15 protein-coding genes are annotated in these 16,321 nt (G+C 68.9%); 8 read left to right on the top strand and 7 right to left on the bottom strand.

Translation table 11 applies throughout. From position 1 onward, the window contains the following. Positions 1–278: 278 nt before the first annotated feature. Positions 279–1,148 (bottom strand): diguanylate cyclase, encoded by an 870-nt coding sequence (locus V2S85_RS14235; RefSeq protein WP_330703500.1) that lies wholly within the window; start codon positions 1,146–1,148, stop codon positions 279–281. A gap of 240 nt (positions 1,149–1,388) precedes the next feature. On the opposite strand from V2S85_RS14235, the gene V2S85_RS14230 reads away from it, so the two are divergent. The 3 genes from V2S85_RS14230 to V2S85_RS14220 are packed head-to-tail and all read left to right on the top strand — an operon-like array spanning position 1,389 to position 5,636. Next, positions 1,389–2,075 carry a response regulator transcription factor gene (locus V2S85_RS14230; protein WP_330703499.1) on the top strand — a complete coding sequence of 229 codons (687 nt, stop codon included), beginning with the start codon at positions 1,389–1,391 and terminating at the stop codon, positions 2,073–2,075. Further along, the gene (locus V2S85_RS14225; RefSeq protein WP_330703498.1) at positions 2,056–3,408 is read left to right on the top strand and encodes a FecR domain-containing protein; all 1,353 of its coding nucleotides are present in this window, start codon (positions 2,056–2,058) and stop codon (positions 3,406–3,408) included. Before V2S85_RS14230 ends, V2S85_RS14225 begins: the two co-directional genes overlap by 20 nt. After that, positions 3,405–5,636 carry a CHASE2 domain-containing protein gene (locus V2S85_RS14220; RefSeq protein ID WP_330703497.1) on the top strand — a complete coding sequence of 744 codons (2,232 nt, stop codon included), beginning with the start codon at positions 3,405–3,407 and terminating at the stop codon, positions 5,634–5,636. Before V2S85_RS14225 ends, V2S85_RS14220 begins: the two co-directional genes overlap by 4 nt. 39 nt (positions 5,637–5,675) lie before the next feature. Here V2S85_RS14220 and V2S85_RS14215 read toward each other — a convergent pair whose 3' ends face one another. From V2S85_RS14215 to V2S85_RS14195, 5 genes are all read right to left on the bottom strand, one after another. Then, on the bottom strand, positions 5,676–5,825 hold the full coding sequence (locus V2S85_RS14215) for a hypothetical protein (protein ID WP_330703496.1): 150 nt from the start codon (positions 5,823–5,825) through the stop codon (positions 5,676–5,678). 64 nt (positions 5,826–5,889) lie between these two features. Further along, positions 5,890–6,720: a hypothetical protein gene (locus V2S85_RS14210; protein WP_330703495.1), complete on the bottom strand. Its 831-nt coding sequence runs from the start codon at positions 6,718–6,720 to the stop codon at positions 5,890–5,892. Beyond that, positions 6,717–8,072: a lipopolysaccharide biosynthesis protein gene (locus V2S85_RS14205; protein WP_330703494.1), complete on the bottom strand. Its 1,356-nt coding sequence runs from the start codon at positions 8,070–8,072 to the stop codon at positions 6,717–6,719. Before V2S85_RS14205 ends, V2S85_RS14210 begins: the two co-directional genes overlap by 4 nt. Continuing rightward, positions 8,069–8,773, bottom strand: a complete 705-nt coding sequence (locus V2S85_RS14200; protein WP_330703493.1) for a nucleoside triphosphate hydrolase — start codon at positions 8,771–8,773, stop codon at positions 8,069–8,071. The genes V2S85_RS14205 and V2S85_RS14200 overlap by 4 nt, the downstream gene beginning before the upstream one ends. Further along, positions 8,770–9,555 carry a hypothetical protein gene (locus tag V2S85_RS14195; RefSeq protein ID WP_330703492.1) on the bottom strand — a complete coding sequence of 262 codons (786 nt, stop codon included), beginning with the start codon at positions 9,553–9,555 and terminating at the stop codon, positions 8,770–8,772. Before V2S85_RS14195 ends, V2S85_RS14200 begins: the two co-directional genes overlap by 4 nt. A 199-nt stretch (positions 9,556–9,754) precedes the next feature. On the opposite strand from V2S85_RS14195, the gene V2S85_RS14190 reads away from it, so the two are divergent. Genes V2S85_RS14190 through V2S85_RS14180 form a run of 3 tightly spaced genes read left to right on the top strand, consistent with a single transcriptional unit; the run spans position 9,755 to position 12,877 of the window. Then, complete coding sequence (locus V2S85_RS14190) at positions 9,755–10,423, top strand: response regulator transcription factor (protein WP_330703491.1); 669 nt, start codon at positions 9,755–9,757, stop codon at positions 10,421–10,423. Next, a complete protein-coding gene (locus tag V2S85_RS14185) occupies positions 10,420–11,796 on the top strand; it encodes a HAMP domain-containing sensor histidine kinase (protein WP_330703490.1) in 1,377 nt (458 codons plus the stop codon). Before V2S85_RS14190 ends, V2S85_RS14185 begins: the two co-directional genes overlap by 4 nt. Positions 11,797–11,830: 34 nt before the next feature. Further along, a complete protein-coding gene (locus V2S85_RS14180; protein WP_330703489.1) occupies positions 11,831–12,877 on the top strand; it encodes an endonuclease/exonuclease/phosphatase family protein in 1,047 nt (348 codons plus the stop codon). Here V2S85_RS14180 and V2S85_RS14175 read toward each other — a convergent pair. Beyond that, on the bottom strand, positions 12,874–13,407 hold the full coding sequence (locus tag V2S85_RS14175; protein WP_330703488.1) for a VOC family protein: 534 nt from the start codon (positions 13,405–13,407) through the stop codon (positions 12,874–12,876). The two genes, V2S85_RS14180 and V2S85_RS14175, sit on opposite strands and share 4 nt — an antisense overlap. A gap of 168 nt (positions 13,408–13,575) precedes the next feature. Between V2S85_RS14175 and V2S85_RS14170 the strand changes: the two genes are divergently transcribed. Further along, a complete protein-coding gene (locus V2S85_RS14170) occupies positions 13,576–14,931 on the top strand; it encodes an aromatic ring-hydroxylating dioxygenase subunit alpha (RefSeq protein ID WP_330703513.1) in 1,356 nt (451 codons plus the stop codon). Next, positions 14,928–16,274 (top strand): aromatic ring-hydroxylating dioxygenase subunit alpha, encoded by a 1,347-nt coding sequence (locus V2S85_RS14165; protein ID WP_330703487.1) that lies wholly within the window; start codon positions 14,928–14,930, stop codon positions 16,272–16,274. Before V2S85_RS14170 ends, V2S85_RS14165 begins: the two co-directional genes overlap by 4 nt. The last annotated feature ends 47 nt before the right edge of the window (positions 16,275–16,321 follow it).

Below are 16,321 nucleotides of genomic sequence, written 5' to 3'. Positions count from 1 at the left end.
GATTCGCCCTGCCGCGCCCGTCGCACAGGCGCTTGCATCCTCTCCAGGATTCATATCGAGCGCGTTCGGCCTTGGTTCTCAATGCGGTGGCCGCTGCGGATGAGGTCTCTTCGGAGCAAAACCCCGGCGAGTCTATCGAGCGACCTCGAAATCCTATGAGAATAAGCCTAAAATTATATCGCTGGTCACAGCTTCGGATGCCGATCAGTATCAGAAATACATTTTAGAAACATAAGGTTGAATCAGTTTCGCGAAGGCGAGGCCCCGGGCTCTCGGCGTCAGTTCCGGTCGGCGAAATCGTGGCGGTTGCGTCCGTTGCGCTTCGCGCGATAGAGCGCCTCGTCGGCTTCCACGAACAGGGCGTCGGCCTCGGCGGGAACCGCTCCCGCCTCTGCGGCGGCGATGCCGATGCTCGCGGTGAGCCGGCCGAGCGGGCTGGCGGGGTGGGCGATGGCCAGCCGCGCTATCGCCTGCCGGCAGTTGGCCGCGACTATGGCCGCGCCGGCGGCGTCGGTGTCGGGCAGGACAATTACGAATTCCTCGCCCCCGAAACGGCACGCGGCATCGCCGGCGCGCCGCAGGCATCCGGTCAGGGCGTCCGCGACGCGCCGCAGGCAGCGGTCTCCTTCCGGATGGCCGAGCGCATCGTTGTAGGCCTTGAACCAGTCGATATCGATGATGAGCAGGGCCAGCGGCGCCTGCCTGCGCCGGGATCGCCGCAGTTCGTGCCGCAGCGTCGCTTCCAGCCCGCGCCGGTTGAGCAGGCCGGTCAGGTGATCGGTGCGCGTTGCGGCCATGAGCCGGCGCCGCGACTGCCGCAGCACCGTCTCGACCCGGGCGCGGCGGCTCAGGTCCAGCGCGACGACGAGCAGGCCGTCGCAAGCCGCGTCCTGCGTGGCATGGAAGGTCGCCGCGTAGCGGCGGCCCCGGGCGGTGAATTCGTGCGTCGGCAACGGGGCACCGAGCGCGGCGAGTTCGAAGCATCGCCGGATGACCGGCTCCGAGAGCGGCAGCAATTCGCCCGCCGAGAGGCCTTCGAGCGTGGGCAATCCGAAGATCGCGGCGGCGGGCTCGCTGGCCCTGGCGATGCGCTGGTCGCGCCCGACGAGGCAGGTCGCCAGCGATGCGGACCCGAACAGCTGTTCCACGATCTTCCCCATCCATCTCGAGCCGACTTGCGACCCCGGAGTGGTGCCCCCCAAGCGCGAGAGCCGGCGCATATTCGCAGATTTCGCGTACTGTCATGTAAAGAAATGATAAATCGGGCAGCGTTCGGCTTTGAGACATGGCCTGTAAAAGATTGCAAAGCGTACCGCGCGCGTCTCGCATTCGGCGCCGGCGCTGCTATTGCGGAAGGGCAGCGCGCCGATGGGCGCAGAAGGGCGACCGTGCGCATAGCGATACTCGAGGACGATGTGGCCCTGGCGGGGCTCGTGGAGATGACCCTTGCCGAGGCGGGGCATAGCTGCGAGGTGTTCGGCGATGGCCAGCTGCTCGTCCGCGGCCTGCACCGCGCGACGTACGACGTGCTGATCCTCGACTGGAACGTTCCCGGACTTTCGGGTCTCGAGGTGCTGGCCTGGACGCGCGCCAATCTCGATGTGTCGCCGCCCTCGCTGATGCTGACCAGCCGTTCGGCCGAGGAGGACATCGTCGCCGGGCTTTCGGCCGGAGCGGACGACTACGTCATCAAGCCGGTGGCGCCGGCGGTGCTGAAGGCGCGCGTCAATGCGCTGGCCCGCCGTGCCTATCCGGCGGCGCTGCCGGGGATCGAGAACTATGGCTGCTACTGCTTCGATACCCGCGCTGAGAGCGTCGAGCTTTCCGGCACGCCGATCGCGCTCACCGCAAAGGAATTCGCGCTGGCCCTGCTGCTGTTCCGCAACATGCACCGGGCTCTGGCGCGCGCCTACATCTTCGAGGCGGTCTGGGGTCGCAATCCCAACCTGCCGACCCGCACGCTCGACGTGCACATCTCCAATGTCAGGACCAAGCTGCACCTGCGACCGGACAACGGGGTGAAGCTGGTGCCGATCTATGCCTATGGATATCGACTTGAAGCATTGGCCTCGTAACCTCGCCGCCGCGCTTGCCCTTGGCGCTGCGGTCCCGGCCACGGCGGCACCGGCGCCGGCTCCGGTCCCTGCCACGGCTGGAACGCGTCCCGCCACCAGTGCCGATGTACGGCCCGATGTGCGTTACGTGGTCAAGCCCGGCGACAACCTGTTCCGTCTTGCCGCGACTTATCTCATCAGGCCCGATACCTATCGCATCGTCCAGCGCCTCAACCGCGTCGCCGACCCGCTGCGGCTGCCGGTGGGCATGGTGCTGGTGATCCCGCGCGAACTGCTGCGCCACGAGGCGGTACGCGCCGCCGTCCACAGCGTCAGCGGCGCGGTGCGGGTCGATGGCCGGCCTGCCACCGTCGGCATGACGGTGGGCGAGGGCGTGCTGATCGAGACCGGGCAGAAGTCGTTCGTCTCGCTGGTCCTGCCCGATGCGACCAGCATCGCGCTGCCCTCGCAGTCGGCGGTGCGCGTGCAGCGGCTGCGCCGGGTCGTGCTGGACAGCCATGTCGAGCGCCTGTTCGGCATCGAGCGCGGCGGCGCCAGCGCTACGGTGACGCCGATGACCGATCCGCTCAGCGACTTCCGCTTTTCCACCCCGCGCGCGATCACCTCGGTACGCGGCACCAAGTTCCGGATGGGCTACGAAGCCGAGACGGGGGTTGCGACCAGCGAGGTGCTCGAAGGCAAGGTGGGCTTCGAGGGGGAGGAGCACGGCGCGCAGGCGCTTCCCGCCGGCTACGGCACCACGAGCGCGCTGCCTGCCCCGGTCGAACTGCTGCCGCCGCCGGTCCTGCGCGATGCAGGCGCGGTCCAGTCGGGCGAGGGGCTGCGCTTCGCCTTCGATCCGGTTGCGGGGGCCAGATCCTACCACGTCCAGGTCGGCAGTGACGCGGCGTTCCTGCAGGTACTGGACGAGACGACCTCGGCCGCGCCGGAAGCCGGGTTCGCCTCGCTGCCCGACGGCGCCTACTTCGTGCGCGCCACCGCGATCGACGGCAACGGGCTGGAAGGCGAGCCGGTGGTCCAGCGCTTCGAACGCCAGCTTGTTCGCCTGCGCATGGGGATCGAGATGGGCTGGGCGGGGGCTTACCGCCAGTATCTGTTCTGGTGGGACGTGCCCCAGACCCCCACCACGCGGTTCCGCTTCCAGCTCGCCAGGGCCGGGCGCGAGAACCGGCCGATCGTGGACCTGCCCGATCTTTCGGTCACCTCGCAGCCGGTGATCGACCTGCCGCGTGGCGCCTATCGCTGGCGCATCATGATAAGCCGGGACGTCGACGGCAAGGCCGTGTCCGAATGGACCGCCTATAGCGAACTGAGGGTCGAGGGAGGCTGGTGAGGCCGGAGCGGCACCTCCGGCTTCGCACCCAGTGGTGGCTGATCGCGATCCTGACGAGCCTGCTCGTCACCGTCATGACCATGGACCGCACGATGGCGCGGTTCGACAACGTGATCTACGATCACCTGCTGCAACTGACGCCCGCGCCGGCCTCGCAGTCGATCCTGCTGGTCGAGATCGATGACGAGAGCGTGCAGCGGCTCGGCCGCTGGCCGTGGAGCCGCGCGGTGCATGCCGCGCTCGTCGATCGGCTGAATGCCGGGCGGCCGAAGGCGATCGGCTACGACGTCCTTTTCACCGACCCGACCGACGGTAACGACGATGCGGCGCTCGGCCGGGCGATGGGAGCCGGTGCCCCGGTGTTCCTGCCGTCGCTGCCGGGGCAGCTGGCGGGCACGCCGGTGCCGCTGCTGCCGATCGCCCCCCTCCGCCAGGCCGCGCGCGGCACTGGCTATGCCACCATCGAGCCCGATTCCGACGGCGTCGTGCGCACGGCGCCGGATGGGGATGCAGGCGAACATCTGATGACCGTGCTCGCGCGCGGGGTTCCCGGTGGCGCGGCGGCGCCTGCGCGCGGCAGGCTGATCCCGTTCGGCGGCGGCGCCGGGCGCTGGCCCGAGGTTTCCGCCGCGGCAGTGCTGGCGGGGGAAGTGCCCGCCGAGCTGCTGCGCGGCCGCATCGTCCTCGTCGGCGCGACTGCGTCGGGGCTCGGCAGCCGCTATGCGACGCCGACCGGAAGGGTCATGTCCGGGCTCGAGATCGAGGCCTATCTGCTGCAGGGACTGCGCAGCGATGCGATGATGGTCCGGGCGGGGCTCGTCGCCTGCCTTGCGCTGGCGCTGGTGCCGCTGTGGGCGCTTCTGGTCGCGCTTGGTCCCGTTCGGCGACTGCCGGCACTGGCCAGTTTCGGGCTGTGCGGCGGGCTGGTGCTGGGCGCATCGGTGCTGGCTCTGGCCGTCTTTCGCATCTGGTTGCCGCCCTCGGCCGCGCTCACGGGGCTGGCGATCGCCTATCCGGTCTGGGGCTGGCGGCAGCTGGCGGTGATCGAGCGGTTCATGCGCGCGCAGCTGGAGCGGCTCCAGGGCGAGCCGGCGCCGGTCCCGCAGGCGCATGGCGAGCCCACCGAGCGCGGTGTCGGCTACACTATCGCGCTGCTGCGCGCGGCGATCGCCCGCGACCGCGAGATGCGCCACTTCGTCGCCGACCGGCTCGACCAGTTGCCGGATGCGACGCTGGTGGTCGATCTGGAGGGCCGGATGCTCCTCGCCAACGTGGCCGCGCGCCGGCTGTTCGCCTCGTTCGGGGACGGCCTGGGGGGCAGCCTGGGCGAGGGCGCGAGCGCGCAGGCGGCGCTCCGGCATTTCCGCCTGACCGGAAGCGGCGGCGCGGTGCCGTTCCCGCCTTCCGGCGAAGGGCCGGTCACCTGCGAGGCGCAGCTGGACCAGGCGCGGTTCTTTCTCGTCGGCATGGCGGGGCAGACTTCGACCGGTGGGGAGCGCGTGGGGTGGGTGATCCGCTTCGTCGACATCAGCGAGGCGAAGGCGGTCCAGCGCCAGCGCGACGACGTGGTGCAACTGCTCACGCATGACATGCGCTCGCCGCAGGCTTCGATCCTCGCCGTCCTGGAGACCGCGCAGGCCGACCGGATCGCGGCAAGGGAATCCGATGCGATCCGCCATTATGCGGAACGAACGCTGCAGCTGGCCGACGGCTTTGTCCAGCTCGCCCGCGCGGAGAACCTCGAATATGCACTGGAGGAGGTCGATCTTGGCGACATGCTGATGGACGCGATCGACGATCTCTGGCCGCAGTCGCGGGCCAAGGCCATCGACATCGCGACCCGGGGCGACGCGCGGCTGCTCGTCACCGTCGAGCGTTCGCTGCTGACGCGGGCGCTGGTCAATGTGATCGGCAATGCGATCAAGTACAGCGGCGAGGGCACGACGATCACCTGCAGCCTCTCGCGCGAGGTCGACGACGCCGCGGCCGCCTGGGCCGTCTGCGCGATCGCCGATCAGGGGCGCGGCATCGACGCGGATCTCAGGGACGCGATCTTCGAGCGTTTCCGGCGCGGTCCGGTGGGGTTGGGGCCCCGCACCAGCGGCGCGGGACTGGGCCTGAGCTTCGTTCATACCGTGATGGTGCGCCATCGCGGCCGGATCGATTGCGCCAGCGAGCCGGTCGAGGGCACCACCTTCACGCTGAGGCTGCCGCTGACCGGCGCGTGACGTTCGTACAGAGTTGGATCAGTCCGAACAGGACGGGCTTCAGGACGTCTCGATCATCCAGGCCGCGCCGAGCAGGATGCCCCACAGCACGGCATTCGTGCCCAGGATCCACACCAGCTTGCCCGCCATATAGCGGCGCGTCGGCGCCGGATATTCGGACGTCAGGGAAGCAAACTTGGCGTCGATCATGCAGGTGCTCCGCGAAGGAGCCTGCTTGTCGCACACCTGCCCGCCTCCTGCGTGTAAAGGAGTGTCAATTCACCGGGTAGGCCTCGGCCAGGGCATGGAGGCGGGTGCGGATGTCGTCGGGCAGGGGCACCGGGTCGCGGTGATAGTCGCGCCGCCCGGCTACGGCACCTTCGACGAGATCGTCGTGCAGGCTGCCCATCAGTCCGTTGATCGCGGCGAGGAAGCGCGACATGCGCAAGATCCGCTCGTCCGGTTCGAGCGTGCGCATGGTGTCGTAGAACGCCACCTGCCGGCTGACGATCTTGCGCATCGCGTGGAACCGGTGCGCGGTCGGCGGCGCCTGCGCCAGCCATTGGCCGAGACGGCCCATCTCCGCCGCGCGGTAGCGCAGGAAGCCCGGCGCGTCGTCGAGCCGCACGCCGTCCACTTCGCGGCGCACCGCCAGCCACACCGGCCATGCCACCAGCAGCCGCAGCAGCAGCGCATAGCCGAGCACGGCCGCGCGCCGGCGGTTGCGGAAGGCGTCCTGCAGATGCCCCATCACCGCTACGGTGGCGCCGAACAGCGGCGGCACCCGGTGGTGCGAGCCGTAGAGCACCAGGGCGAAGCGCAAGTGCTTGTAGCGCGCGCGGATCAGCTTGTAGCGCCGCCGCGCGTCCTGCGGCAGGTCGCCGGCCAGCAGCAGGGTCGCGGTCAGTGCGCGCAAGTCCGAGCGGATCGCGCCCTCTCGCCAGAACTGCACGCACAAGTCGAGGCAGCGGCGCATCATCCCCGCCTCGCAGGCGACCGGGATCGGCCGGGGCAGGCTGACCACGGGATCGACCACGTCGTCGGTTTCGACCGCGTCGAACAAGGCATCGAGCACCGGTGGGGGATAGATGAAGCGCCCGGTCATGCGGCCGCTCCGATCGCGGGGGCATGCGACAGGCCCTGCCGGCCGCGATAGGCGTGGACCGTGGGCACCAGCATGAACAGCGTCTTGAGGCAGACCCCCGCGACGTAGGCGAGCCCCGCGCCCCAGATGCCAAAGAGATGGACTAGCGCGACCAGCAACACGGCATATCCCAGTGCCGCAGTGCCTTCCGCCGCCAGCGCGGAACGCTCGCGTCCGGCCATGTAGAGCAGCGATTCCAGCGGGAAGGCGGCCATGGCGACGACCAGCGAGGCGGTCATCAACTGCAGCAGGTCGTAGGCCTCGACGTAGCGCTTGCCGAATACCAGGTCGATCACCGGCTCGCCGCCGATGGTCACGACCAGCAGCACGACGAGGGCGATGGCGCCGGAAATCAGCGCGCTGCGCACCGCCAGCTGCCAGGGATGGCGGCTGCTGGGGTCGAGCCGCATGATCTCCGGATAGAAGCTGCGTGACATGAGTTCGGCGGGCTTGCTGGCGGAATCGAAGAAGGTCGCGGCGATCTTGAACAGGCCGGCGGCGGCCGGGCTCAGCAGGGCGCCGACGATGAGGTTGCTGACCGGGCCCCATGCCGCCCAGATCGAGTGCGCGACATTGGTGGTCCACACGAAGCCCCAGGCGCGGTGGAGGCGGCGGGCGGGGCCGAACAGTCCCGGCCGCAGCGCGCCGCGCACCTTGCGGCGGCGCAGTTCCTGCACCGACATCGCCCACAGGCACAAGTCGCCGCCAAGGTCGGCGACGTACCAGGTGAGCACGAAGCCGGTGAAGCCGAAGCCGCCGAAGTAGGAAATCACCGCCCCCACCGCGCGCAGCAGCGGCGAGACGAGCTGTTGCATGGCGATCTGGTCGAAGCGGTCGAAGACGCGCAGGATGCCGGTGGGGGTCGCGGCGGTCATCGTCGGGATGAGCGTGCAGTAGAGCAGCGCCAGGTTCAGGTTCTGCGCACCGATGCCGAACCATTCCGCCGCCCATGGCAGCAGGATCATGCCGCCGGCCATGCCGATCAGGCCGCTGGCAAGGTCCAGCCCGAAAGCGAACCCGGTGACGTCGCGCAAGGCGGCCATGTCGCCGCGCTCGAGCGCCGGGGCGCCGTAGCGTACGATGAACTGCCAGGTCTGGAACTTGACCACGGCGCCGACGCCGTTGGCGTAGGAGTGGATCAGCACCAGCGTGCCGAACAGCGCCGGGCTCATCCCCCGGCCCGCGCAGGCCAGCGCTACAAGCCCCAGTACCGCGCCGCCGAGCTTGCCCGAGGCGAGGTAGGAGGCGTTGCGCAGGATGGTGCGGAACACCCCGTCCGAAAGCCAGCGCTTCATCGAAAGCCTCGCGATCATGCCGCCCTCGGCTCCGTGCGCGAGGAGAGCAGTTCGGTGATCGCGGCCTTGGCGCGGTCGATCACATCGTCCAGCGGGGCGCAGGCGTCGAGATCGACGATCGGCGCGGGCCCGAAGCTGAGCCGGGGCACGTCCGCGACCTTGCGCGCGAGCGAGGTGAAGCGATGGTCGGGCTTGCGCGCCGCCGCCACGTCGAGCGGCACGTTGAGTCGCAGCACGAGGTCGGGTGCCTGCGCCGCCATCGCCTCGAACATGCGCCGTTCGGAGGCGGCGAGCAGGCCGACGAGGCCGGTCGTCCGCGCGGCGGCAAGGCCGGGGCCGTCCATCGGGCCGGGCACCGCGACTTGCGGGAAGCGATCGGCGACGATCGCATGGCCGGCGGCGCGCAGCCGGGTCATGCGGTTGAACCGCCGCATGCGGCGCAGCGCGAAGGCATAGATCACCAGCGCCGCGAGCAGGCCGGGGCCGCCTTCGCCCTGGGCCTTGCGTGCCTTGGCGTGGATCGACTTGTCGATGCGCCCGCCCAGCAGCGGCAGGCGGGCGAGCACGCGGCCGATGTTGCCCGACTGCTTGCCGAGATGGCAGGTGATCGTCGGCCGGGACTGCGACAGCCAGGATTGCAACTCGTCCGTCACGGTCGACTTGCCCGAGCCGTCGCAGCCGACGACGGCGATCAGCGGGGCGGGGAAGGCGGCGTTCATGCGGCCAGTGCCTCGACCTGGACGAGCGCCAGTACGGTCGCCAGCACTTCGGGATAAGGGCGCGTCGCATCGACATCGACGATGCGCGCGCCGTCGAACCGCAGGGTCGGCACGATCGCCAGCTTCTTCTCCAGCAGCGCCCGGGTATGATCGGACTTGCGCGCGAGCGCGGTCTCGACGGTGACATTGAGGCGGATGACGAGGGTGGGGCGATAAGCGGCCATGTCCTGATACAGCCGCCTCTCACGCGCGGCGAGGCGCTCGACCGCGGCCGACCCGTGCCGCGTCCACGACAGGCCCGGGCCGTCGAAGCCGCCGGCCAGTTCGGCCTGCGGGTAGCGATCGGTGATGACCCGGACGCCGTGGCGGCGCATCGCCAGAACCCGGTCGAACCGCCGCTTGCGCGCCAGCGAGAAGCCGAACATCGCCAGCGCCGTCGCCAGTCCCGGCAGCCGCTTGTCGGGGGCGGCATGCGCCTTGTCGGCCTTGTTCGTCAGGAAGCGTTCGACGATGCCGCCGACGAGCGGGATGCGGCCGATGCGCCGCCCGAGGTCGCCGGTGCCGAGGCCGAGGTACATCGAGCGCGTGGGCGCCTCGCGGTCGAGCAGCGCGGTCAGGTCGCGCGCCAGCGTGGACTTGCCCGATCCGTCGCAGCCGACCAGCGCCACGCAGGGGGCCAGCAGATCGCGCTGCCGCGTCGCGGGGCCGCCGGGATTGCGGGCCGGGCCTGCCTCGAAGGGTGTGAAGACCGCGGCCGCGCGCGGTGTCGAATGTATCGTCATAGGTCTTGTCGCCAATGGTCCTGCGCTTTTCGCGCCCTGCATGCCGGGTGCTTCCAGGCGCCCCGGACCGTGCCCCCTAGACCCCGAACCTGATGCGAAGCTGATGGCGCGAAGAAAGCTCGGGCGGTTTGACGAAGACCCGGAAACTGGCGTAATTCCAACGCTCGCCCTTCCCCCGGTCCTGTTCGGAGCGCCTGCATTGCCCCGCCTGCTGCTTGCGGAAGACGACTGCGACCTTGGCCCGGCGATCCGCCGCGCGCTTGAGCTGGAGGGCCATGCGGTGGACCTGTTCACCCGCGGCGACGATGTCCTGGCGGCGGCGCGCGGCGGCGATTACGACGTGATCCTGCTCGATCTCGGCCTGCCGCACGGGTCGGGGCTGGAGGTTCTGCGCGCGCTGCGATTGGCGCGCGATGCGACGCCGGTGATCGTCGTCACCGCGTTCGACCGCACCCAGCAGCGCGTCGCCGGGCTCGATGCCGGGGCCGACGACTACGTGGTCAAGCCGGTCGATCTGGAGGAACTGGCGGCGCGCATCCGCTCGCAGTTGCGCCGCCGCGACGGGCGGGCGGACGACAGCATCGTCGTCGGCCCGGTGGCGCTGGATTTTACCGGCCACGTCGTCACCCTGGACGGGCAGGACGTGCCGCTCACCGCCAAGGAGTTCCGCGTCCTTGCGCTGCTGATGCGGCGCAGCCGCCGCTTCGTGTCCAAGGCGGACCTCGAGGCCGAGCTTTACGACCACGACCACTGGGCCGAATCGAACACCGTCGAAGTCGCCATCTCGGCCCTGCGCCGCAAGTTCGGGCGCGATTTCATCCGCACCGAGCGCGGGCTGGGCTACATGGTCGGAGGGCAGGCCCGGTGAGGCGGCCTTCGCTTTCGGTCCAGCTCTACCGCCGCGTGCTGCTGCTGCTGGCGCTGACCGGGCTGGCGATCGGCAGCGTGCTCTACATGGTCGCGCTGCGCGAGATCGGCCGCGCCTCCGACGCCCAGCTCGTCAATGCCGCCCGGCTGCTCTACATGATGACGCAGGATGACGTGGCGACCGGAGTGCTGGTGCGGCACGACAGCGTCGTCGCCGCCGATGGCGATCCGCTGCTTTCGACGCAGGAGACGCAGGCGTTCCAGGCCTCCTACGATTCGTGCATGTTCGCGGTGTTCTGGCAGGGGCGGCTGATCGCGCGGTCGGGCTGGGGCGCTCCGGTCGACCGGGTACCCCGCCGCCCTGGCCTGCACGATTTCACGGCGATGGGGGAACAGTGGCGCAGCTACGGCATGCGCGGCCACGACACCCGCCTGCTGATCGTCGTGGCCGAAAGCGGCGCGATGCTCGAATTCTCGATCGGGCGGCTGCTGGGCGAACTCGCGCTGCCGCTGCTGGCGCTGCTGGCGGCGGCGATGGTCGTGCTGTGGTGGACGCTGCGCAAGAGCCTGTCGCAGGTGGAGCGGTTGGCCTCGACGCTGGGCGCGCGTTCGCTGTCGGACCTCGAGCCGCTGCTGCCCGAGGAATGGCCCCGCGACCTCGAGCCGCTGATCGTCGCGCTCAACAAGCTGTTTGCCCGTCTCGAAGGGGCCTACGAACTGGAGCAGGCCTTCACTGACGACGTCGCGCACGAATTGCGCACGCCGCTCGCCGCGATCCGCGCGCAGGCGCAGGTGCTGCGCCGGCTGGCGCCGCAGGGTCTGGGCGAGGATGCCGACCGCCTCGTCGCCATGGTCGATCGCGCCAATGCCCTGATCGACGGCATGCTGACGCTGGCCCGGCTCAACGCCACCGCCGTCACCGCGCGCTCGGTGGACGTGCATGCGCTGGCTGCCGAAGTGCTGGCCGAGGCCTTCGTCGACCTGCCGGAGGACGCGATGGGGCTTTCGGTGATCCCCGATCACATCGTGCGTTGGCGCTGCGATCCCTCGTTGCTGCAGATCGCTCTGTCGGCGGTGATCGGCAACGCGCTTCGCCATGCCCGGGCGGGAGGGCGTCTCGACGTCGCCATCATGCGCGCCTCGGACCGGCTGGTGGTCACCATCGGCGATCGGGGCAGCGGCGTCCCGGCGGCGGAGCGCGAGAGGCTGCTGCGGCGTTTCGAACATGGCGCCTCGGCCAGTTCGGGCTCGGGCCTCGGCCTGTCGATTGCCAGCAAGGCTATGAGCCTGCTGGCCGGCTCTATCCGGCTCGAGGACCGCACCGACGGTCCCGGCCTGCTGGTCATCCTGACCTTGCCTTCGCCCACCGATTAGGCGCAGGATAGAGACTTTCCGGAGCTTTCACGCGATGAACCCAAGGCATGTGCTGGCGGCACTGAGCCTTTTGCCGATCTTCCTGCTGGCGGCCTGCGGCACCGCGCCGCCGCTGCGCCACATGCCGGCCGCGCAGGCGCTCGCCCCGACGGTCGAACGGGCGCCGGATGGCGTGACCCGCAGCACCACGCTTTCGGTGCTGACCTACAATGTCGAAGGCCTCGGCTGGCCGGCGCGCTCCGGCAGGGCGGACGACCTGAACCGGATCGGCGCGCATCTGGCGGCCTTGCGCGCCACCTGCAAGGCGCCGGACGTCGTCATGTTCCAGGAAGTGTTCAGCGGCGCGGCCAAGAAGGCGATCCTGGCGACCGGCTACCCGGCGATCGTCCATGGCCCCCGGCGCACCACGCGCCACGCCACGCTGTTCACCGACAAGCTGCCCGGCCGCGCGAAGATCGGGCGCGGCGAACTGGGCATGAAGCTGACCGGCAGCGGTCTGGTGATCGCCTCGTCCTATCCGGTGCTGTTCACGCGGGACGAGGCCTATGGCCGCCGGTCCTGCGCCGGGATCGACTGCCTGGCCAACAAGGGCATCATGCTGGCGCGGATCTCGATCCCCGGCGTGCCGGCGCCGATCGACCTGTTCGATACCCACATGAACTCCCGCGGGGCGTCGAAGGCTCCGCTGCCGCGCAACCTGGAAGCCCATGCGCGCCAGGCGGTGGAGGCATCGGCCTTCATCGACCGCAACCACGACGACAGCTATCCGATCGTCTTCGGCGGCGATTTCAACATGCGCCATTCGGCGGGGCGATGGGAGAACTTCACCCGCTACCAGCCGATGGAACTGGTCCACCGTGCCTGCATGGCGCCGCAATCGGGATGCGACGTGCGCATGTCGTGGGACGGGGACGAACCCTGGGTCGATACCCAGGATCTCCAGTTCTTCGAAGGCGGCGACAAGGTCGCGATCACCCCGATCCGGGTCGAGGCGCTGTTCGACGGCGGCCCCGCCGGCCCGGTGCTGTCCGACCACGACGGCTTTCTGGTGACGTATCGCCTGACCTGGCGGGAGGGCTAGATGGATCGGCGCGGATCGCTGCCGCCCCTGTCCGCCGCCGCGCCTTTGATCATGGCGAACAGTTCGACCATCGGCGGCAGCGGCGCGATGACTTCGATCAGAGGGCTGAGGCCGTCGCGCGCAGTATCGAGATAGGCGAAGCGCGACAGCGGCAGGCGGCCTTCCAGCAGCACGGGCACGCCGTCCGCCCGCGCCTGTGCCAGCGTGGCCTCGTAGTCATCGATCCAGGTGCCGTAGTGATGCACGCCGCTTTTGCCGCTTTCGAGGAAATCCCGATAGGTGGACGGCGCCGTACCGGGCTGGATCAGTTCGATCATCGTGTCGCCGCTGTAGCTGATCGAGACGCCGCCGAAGATCGGTTCGTCCAGTGGTGCCGGGCTGTCGGCGACGGAGAGTTCCTCGAAGGGAAGGGGAATCGGGAAGTCGTAGAAGGGTCCGACTCCCATCGATTTCGTCCAGTGCTCGACCGCTTCGTCAAGGTCGGGGACGACGTAGGCGATCTGGAAAATCCTGCCATAGATGCGGCTCATCTCGGTCACTCTCCCGCTATGCCGCGTTCCCGTGTCCGGTCGGCACGGGTGGTCGCGATCCTTCTTGAAAAACATTCATGACTGTTTTCTACTGAATGTCCACCCCGAGGGTGAGTCGGACATGAGAGACGGCCGCCCGGTGGATCCCAGAGGAGAGGGATGACCATGATGAAGCTCGATTTCGACGACTGGAACATCCACGTCGGCACGCCGCATCCGTTCAACGCGCGGGTGTCGCCCGCGATCGACAACGGCACCGGGCGGCCCGACCCGTGCCGCTACCACGACCGCGCCTTCATGCGCGAGGAGTGGGAGAAGGTCTTCGCGAAGAGCTGGCTGCTCGCCGGACCTGCTTCCGACATTCCGGAGTCGGGGGACTTCTTCACTTTCGATGTCGGTCCCGAGAGCTTCATCGTCGTGCGCGGCGACGACGGCGCGATCCATGCGCACTACAACGTCTGTCCGCATCGGGGCAGCCGTCTGGTGACTGCGGACTTCGGCTCGCTCGACCGCTTCACCTGCCCGTTCCATTCGTGGAAGTTCGACCTCGAGGGCCGTAACGTCGCGGTCACCGATCCGGAGACGTTCCGGCCCGAAGTGCTTTGCCACGACCGCAATCTCACTTCGGTACGCTGCGAGGTGGCGGTGGGGCTGGTGTTCATCTGCATGGACCCGCAGATCGAGCCGCTGAAGCAATGGCTGGCGCCGATCCTGCCGCATCTGGAACTCTACGACATCGATCGGATGTACGTGGTGCAGCACCGCCGCTCGGACTGGGGCGCGAACTGGAAGGGCGGGGTGGATGCCTTCGCCGAGATCTACCACCTCCATGCCGTCCACCCGCAGACGCAGTGCCTGATGGACGACCGCACGCAGATCGACCTCTGGCCTGGCGGTCTCTCGAGGCAGTTCGTGCCTTTCGCGCAGCCTGCCGCGCGCTACGGCGATCAGGAGACGGTTAACCCCGGCATCCAGTCGATGCTGCGCGATGCAGGTATCGATCCCGAGACTTACAACGGCACCGCCGCAGAGACGCGCCGCGCGGTGCAGGTGGCCAAGCGCCGCCGTTCCGCAGACCTCGGGCTCGGCTATGAGCGGTTCAGCGACAGCCAGCTCAGCGATTCCGTGGTCTATGGCCTGTTTCCCAATGCCCAGATCGGCTGCCACCCGGAGGCGATCTTCCTCCATCGCTTCATCCCGCACGCGAGCGATCCGAACCAGTTCACGTACGACACCTGCATCCTCTACCGCCACGTCGATGCGCCCGGTTACAGCGCTCCGGCATGGATGGGGCTGGGCGAGGACACCGACCTTTCCGGCGCCACCCGGCCCGAGATCGTCCACACCGGCCTTGGCGAGCCGCCGGGGCTTGGCGAAGTGCTGGACCAGGACTCTGATCTCCTGCCCATCGTGCAGGCGGGCGCCCGCTCGCGCGGTTTCCGGGGACCGCTGTGGAGCGAGCAGGAAGGCCGCCTGCGCCACTTCCACGCCGAACTCGACCGCCGGATGGAGGCAGGCGTATGAACTACGATCCGCGCAGCTGGACCGTCCACAAGGGCTCCGACCACCCCTTCGACCAGGCCGCCCCGGCGATTGACAACGGCACCGCGCGCCCTGATCCCGTGCGCTACACCTCGCCCGAATTCTTCGCCCGCGAATGGGACGAGGTCTTCGCCCGCACCTGGCTGCTGGCGGCCCCGTCGAGCGACATTCTCGAGCCCGGCGACTGGGTGAAGTTCGATACCGGCCCCGAAAGTTTCATCGTCGTGCGGCAGGCGGACGGCTCGGTCGCGGCGCACTACAACGTGTGCCCGCACCGGGGCAGCCGCCTCGTCACCGGAGAGATGGGCAGCCAGGACAGCTTCACCTGTCCGTTTCACTCGTGGCGTTACGGGATCGACGGGCACAACCAGAAGGTGACCGACGCCGAGACCTTCCGCCCCGAAGTGCTCTGCCATGGCACCGACCTGACCTCGGTTCGTGCGGAGGAAGCGGCGGGCCTCGTGTTCATCAACATGGACGAAGGCGCGCGGCCGCTGGCCGAGTTCCTTGCACCGATCCTGCCGATGCTGGAGACTTACGGCATGGACCGGATGCACGTCGTCCAGCATCGCCGGTCGGACTGGGCGGCGAACTGGAAGGGCGGGATCGACGCTTTCTACGAGAGCTATCACCTCCACGCGATCCATCCGCAGACGATGGGAGTGATCGACGACCGCACGCACATCGACCTCTTCCCGCACGGCCTTTCTCGCCAGTTCGTGCCGATGGCCCAGCCCAACTCGCACTTCCCGGATCACGAGAGGATCAATCCCGGCATCGCCATGCTGCTGGCTGACGCGGGCGTCGATCCGGACAGCTTCACCGGCACCGCCATGGAAAGCCGCGCCGCGGTGGCCCATGCCAAGCGGGAGCGGGCGGCGCGGATCGGGCTGGACTATTCGCACTTCTCCGATGCGCAGCTGACCGATGCGACGATCTTCGGGATATTTCCCAATACCCAGATCGGCTGCCACCCCGAGGCGGTGTTCCTCCATCGCTTCAAGCCACACGCCGGCGATCCGGAGCAGTTCACGTATGAGACCACCATTCTCTACCGTCACGTCGATGCGCCCGGCTATGGCGCGCCGGGCTGGATGGGGCTGGGCGCGGACGTCGACGTGACGGGCGCGACGCGGCCCGAGGTGGTCCATACCGGGCTCGGTGAACCGCCAGGCATGGGCGAGGTTCTGGATCAGGACTCCGACCTGCTGCCGATCGTTCAGGCGGGCGCGCGTTCGCGGGGATTCCGTGGCCCGCTCTGGGGTGAGCAGGAAGCGCGGCTAAGGCATTTCCATGTCGAACTGGACCGTTGGCTGGAAGGTTAGATGGCACAAATGTTCCGGTTATGATCCTCTGACGGATTGACACCCGG

The sequence above is a fragment of the Novosphingobium resinovorum genome (assembly GCF_036352595.1).
In the GTDB taxonomy this organism is placed as follows: domain Bacteria; phylum Pseudomonadota; class Alphaproteobacteria; order Sphingomonadales; family Sphingomonadaceae; genus Novosphingobium; species Novosphingobium resinovorum_B.
This window is presented reverse-complemented; position numbering and strand designations above follow the sequence as displayed.

Coding starts and splice junctions, on each gene's coding strand:
- V2S85_RS14195 (WP_330703492.1), bottom strand. CDS start 9,555: ATGACGATACATTCGACACCGCGCGCGGCCGCGGTCTTCACACCCTTC.
- V2S85_RS14165 (WP_330703487.1), top strand. CDS start 14,928: ATGAACTACGATCCGCGCAGCTGGACCGTCCACAAGGGCTCCGACCAC.
- V2S85_RS14200 (WP_330703493.1), bottom strand. CDS start 8,773: ATGAACGCCGCCTTCCCCGCCCCGCTGATCGCCGTCGTCGGCTGCGAC.
- V2S85_RS14210 (WP_330703495.1), bottom strand. CDS start 6,720: ATGACCGGGCGCTTCATCTATCCCCCACCGGTGCTCGATGCCTTGTTC.
- V2S85_RS14215 (WP_330703496.1), bottom strand. CDS start 5,825: ATGATCGACGCCAAGTTTGCTTCCCTGACGTCCGAATATCCGGCGCCG.
- V2S85_RS14205 (WP_330703494.1), bottom strand. CDS start 8,072: ATGATCGCGAGGCTTTCGATGAAGCGCTGGCTTTCGGACGGGGTGTTC.
- V2S85_RS14175 (WP_330703488.1), bottom strand. CDS start 13,407: ATGAGCCGCATCTATGGCAGGATTTTCCAGATCGCCTACGTCGTCCCC.
- V2S85_RS14170 (WP_330703513.1), top strand. CDS start 13,576: ATGAAGCTCGATTTCGACGACTGGAACATCCACGTCGGCACGCCGCAT.
- V2S85_RS14180 (WP_330703489.1), top strand. CDS start 11,831: ATGAACCCAAGGCATGTGCTGGCGGCACTGAGCCTTTTGCCGATCTTC.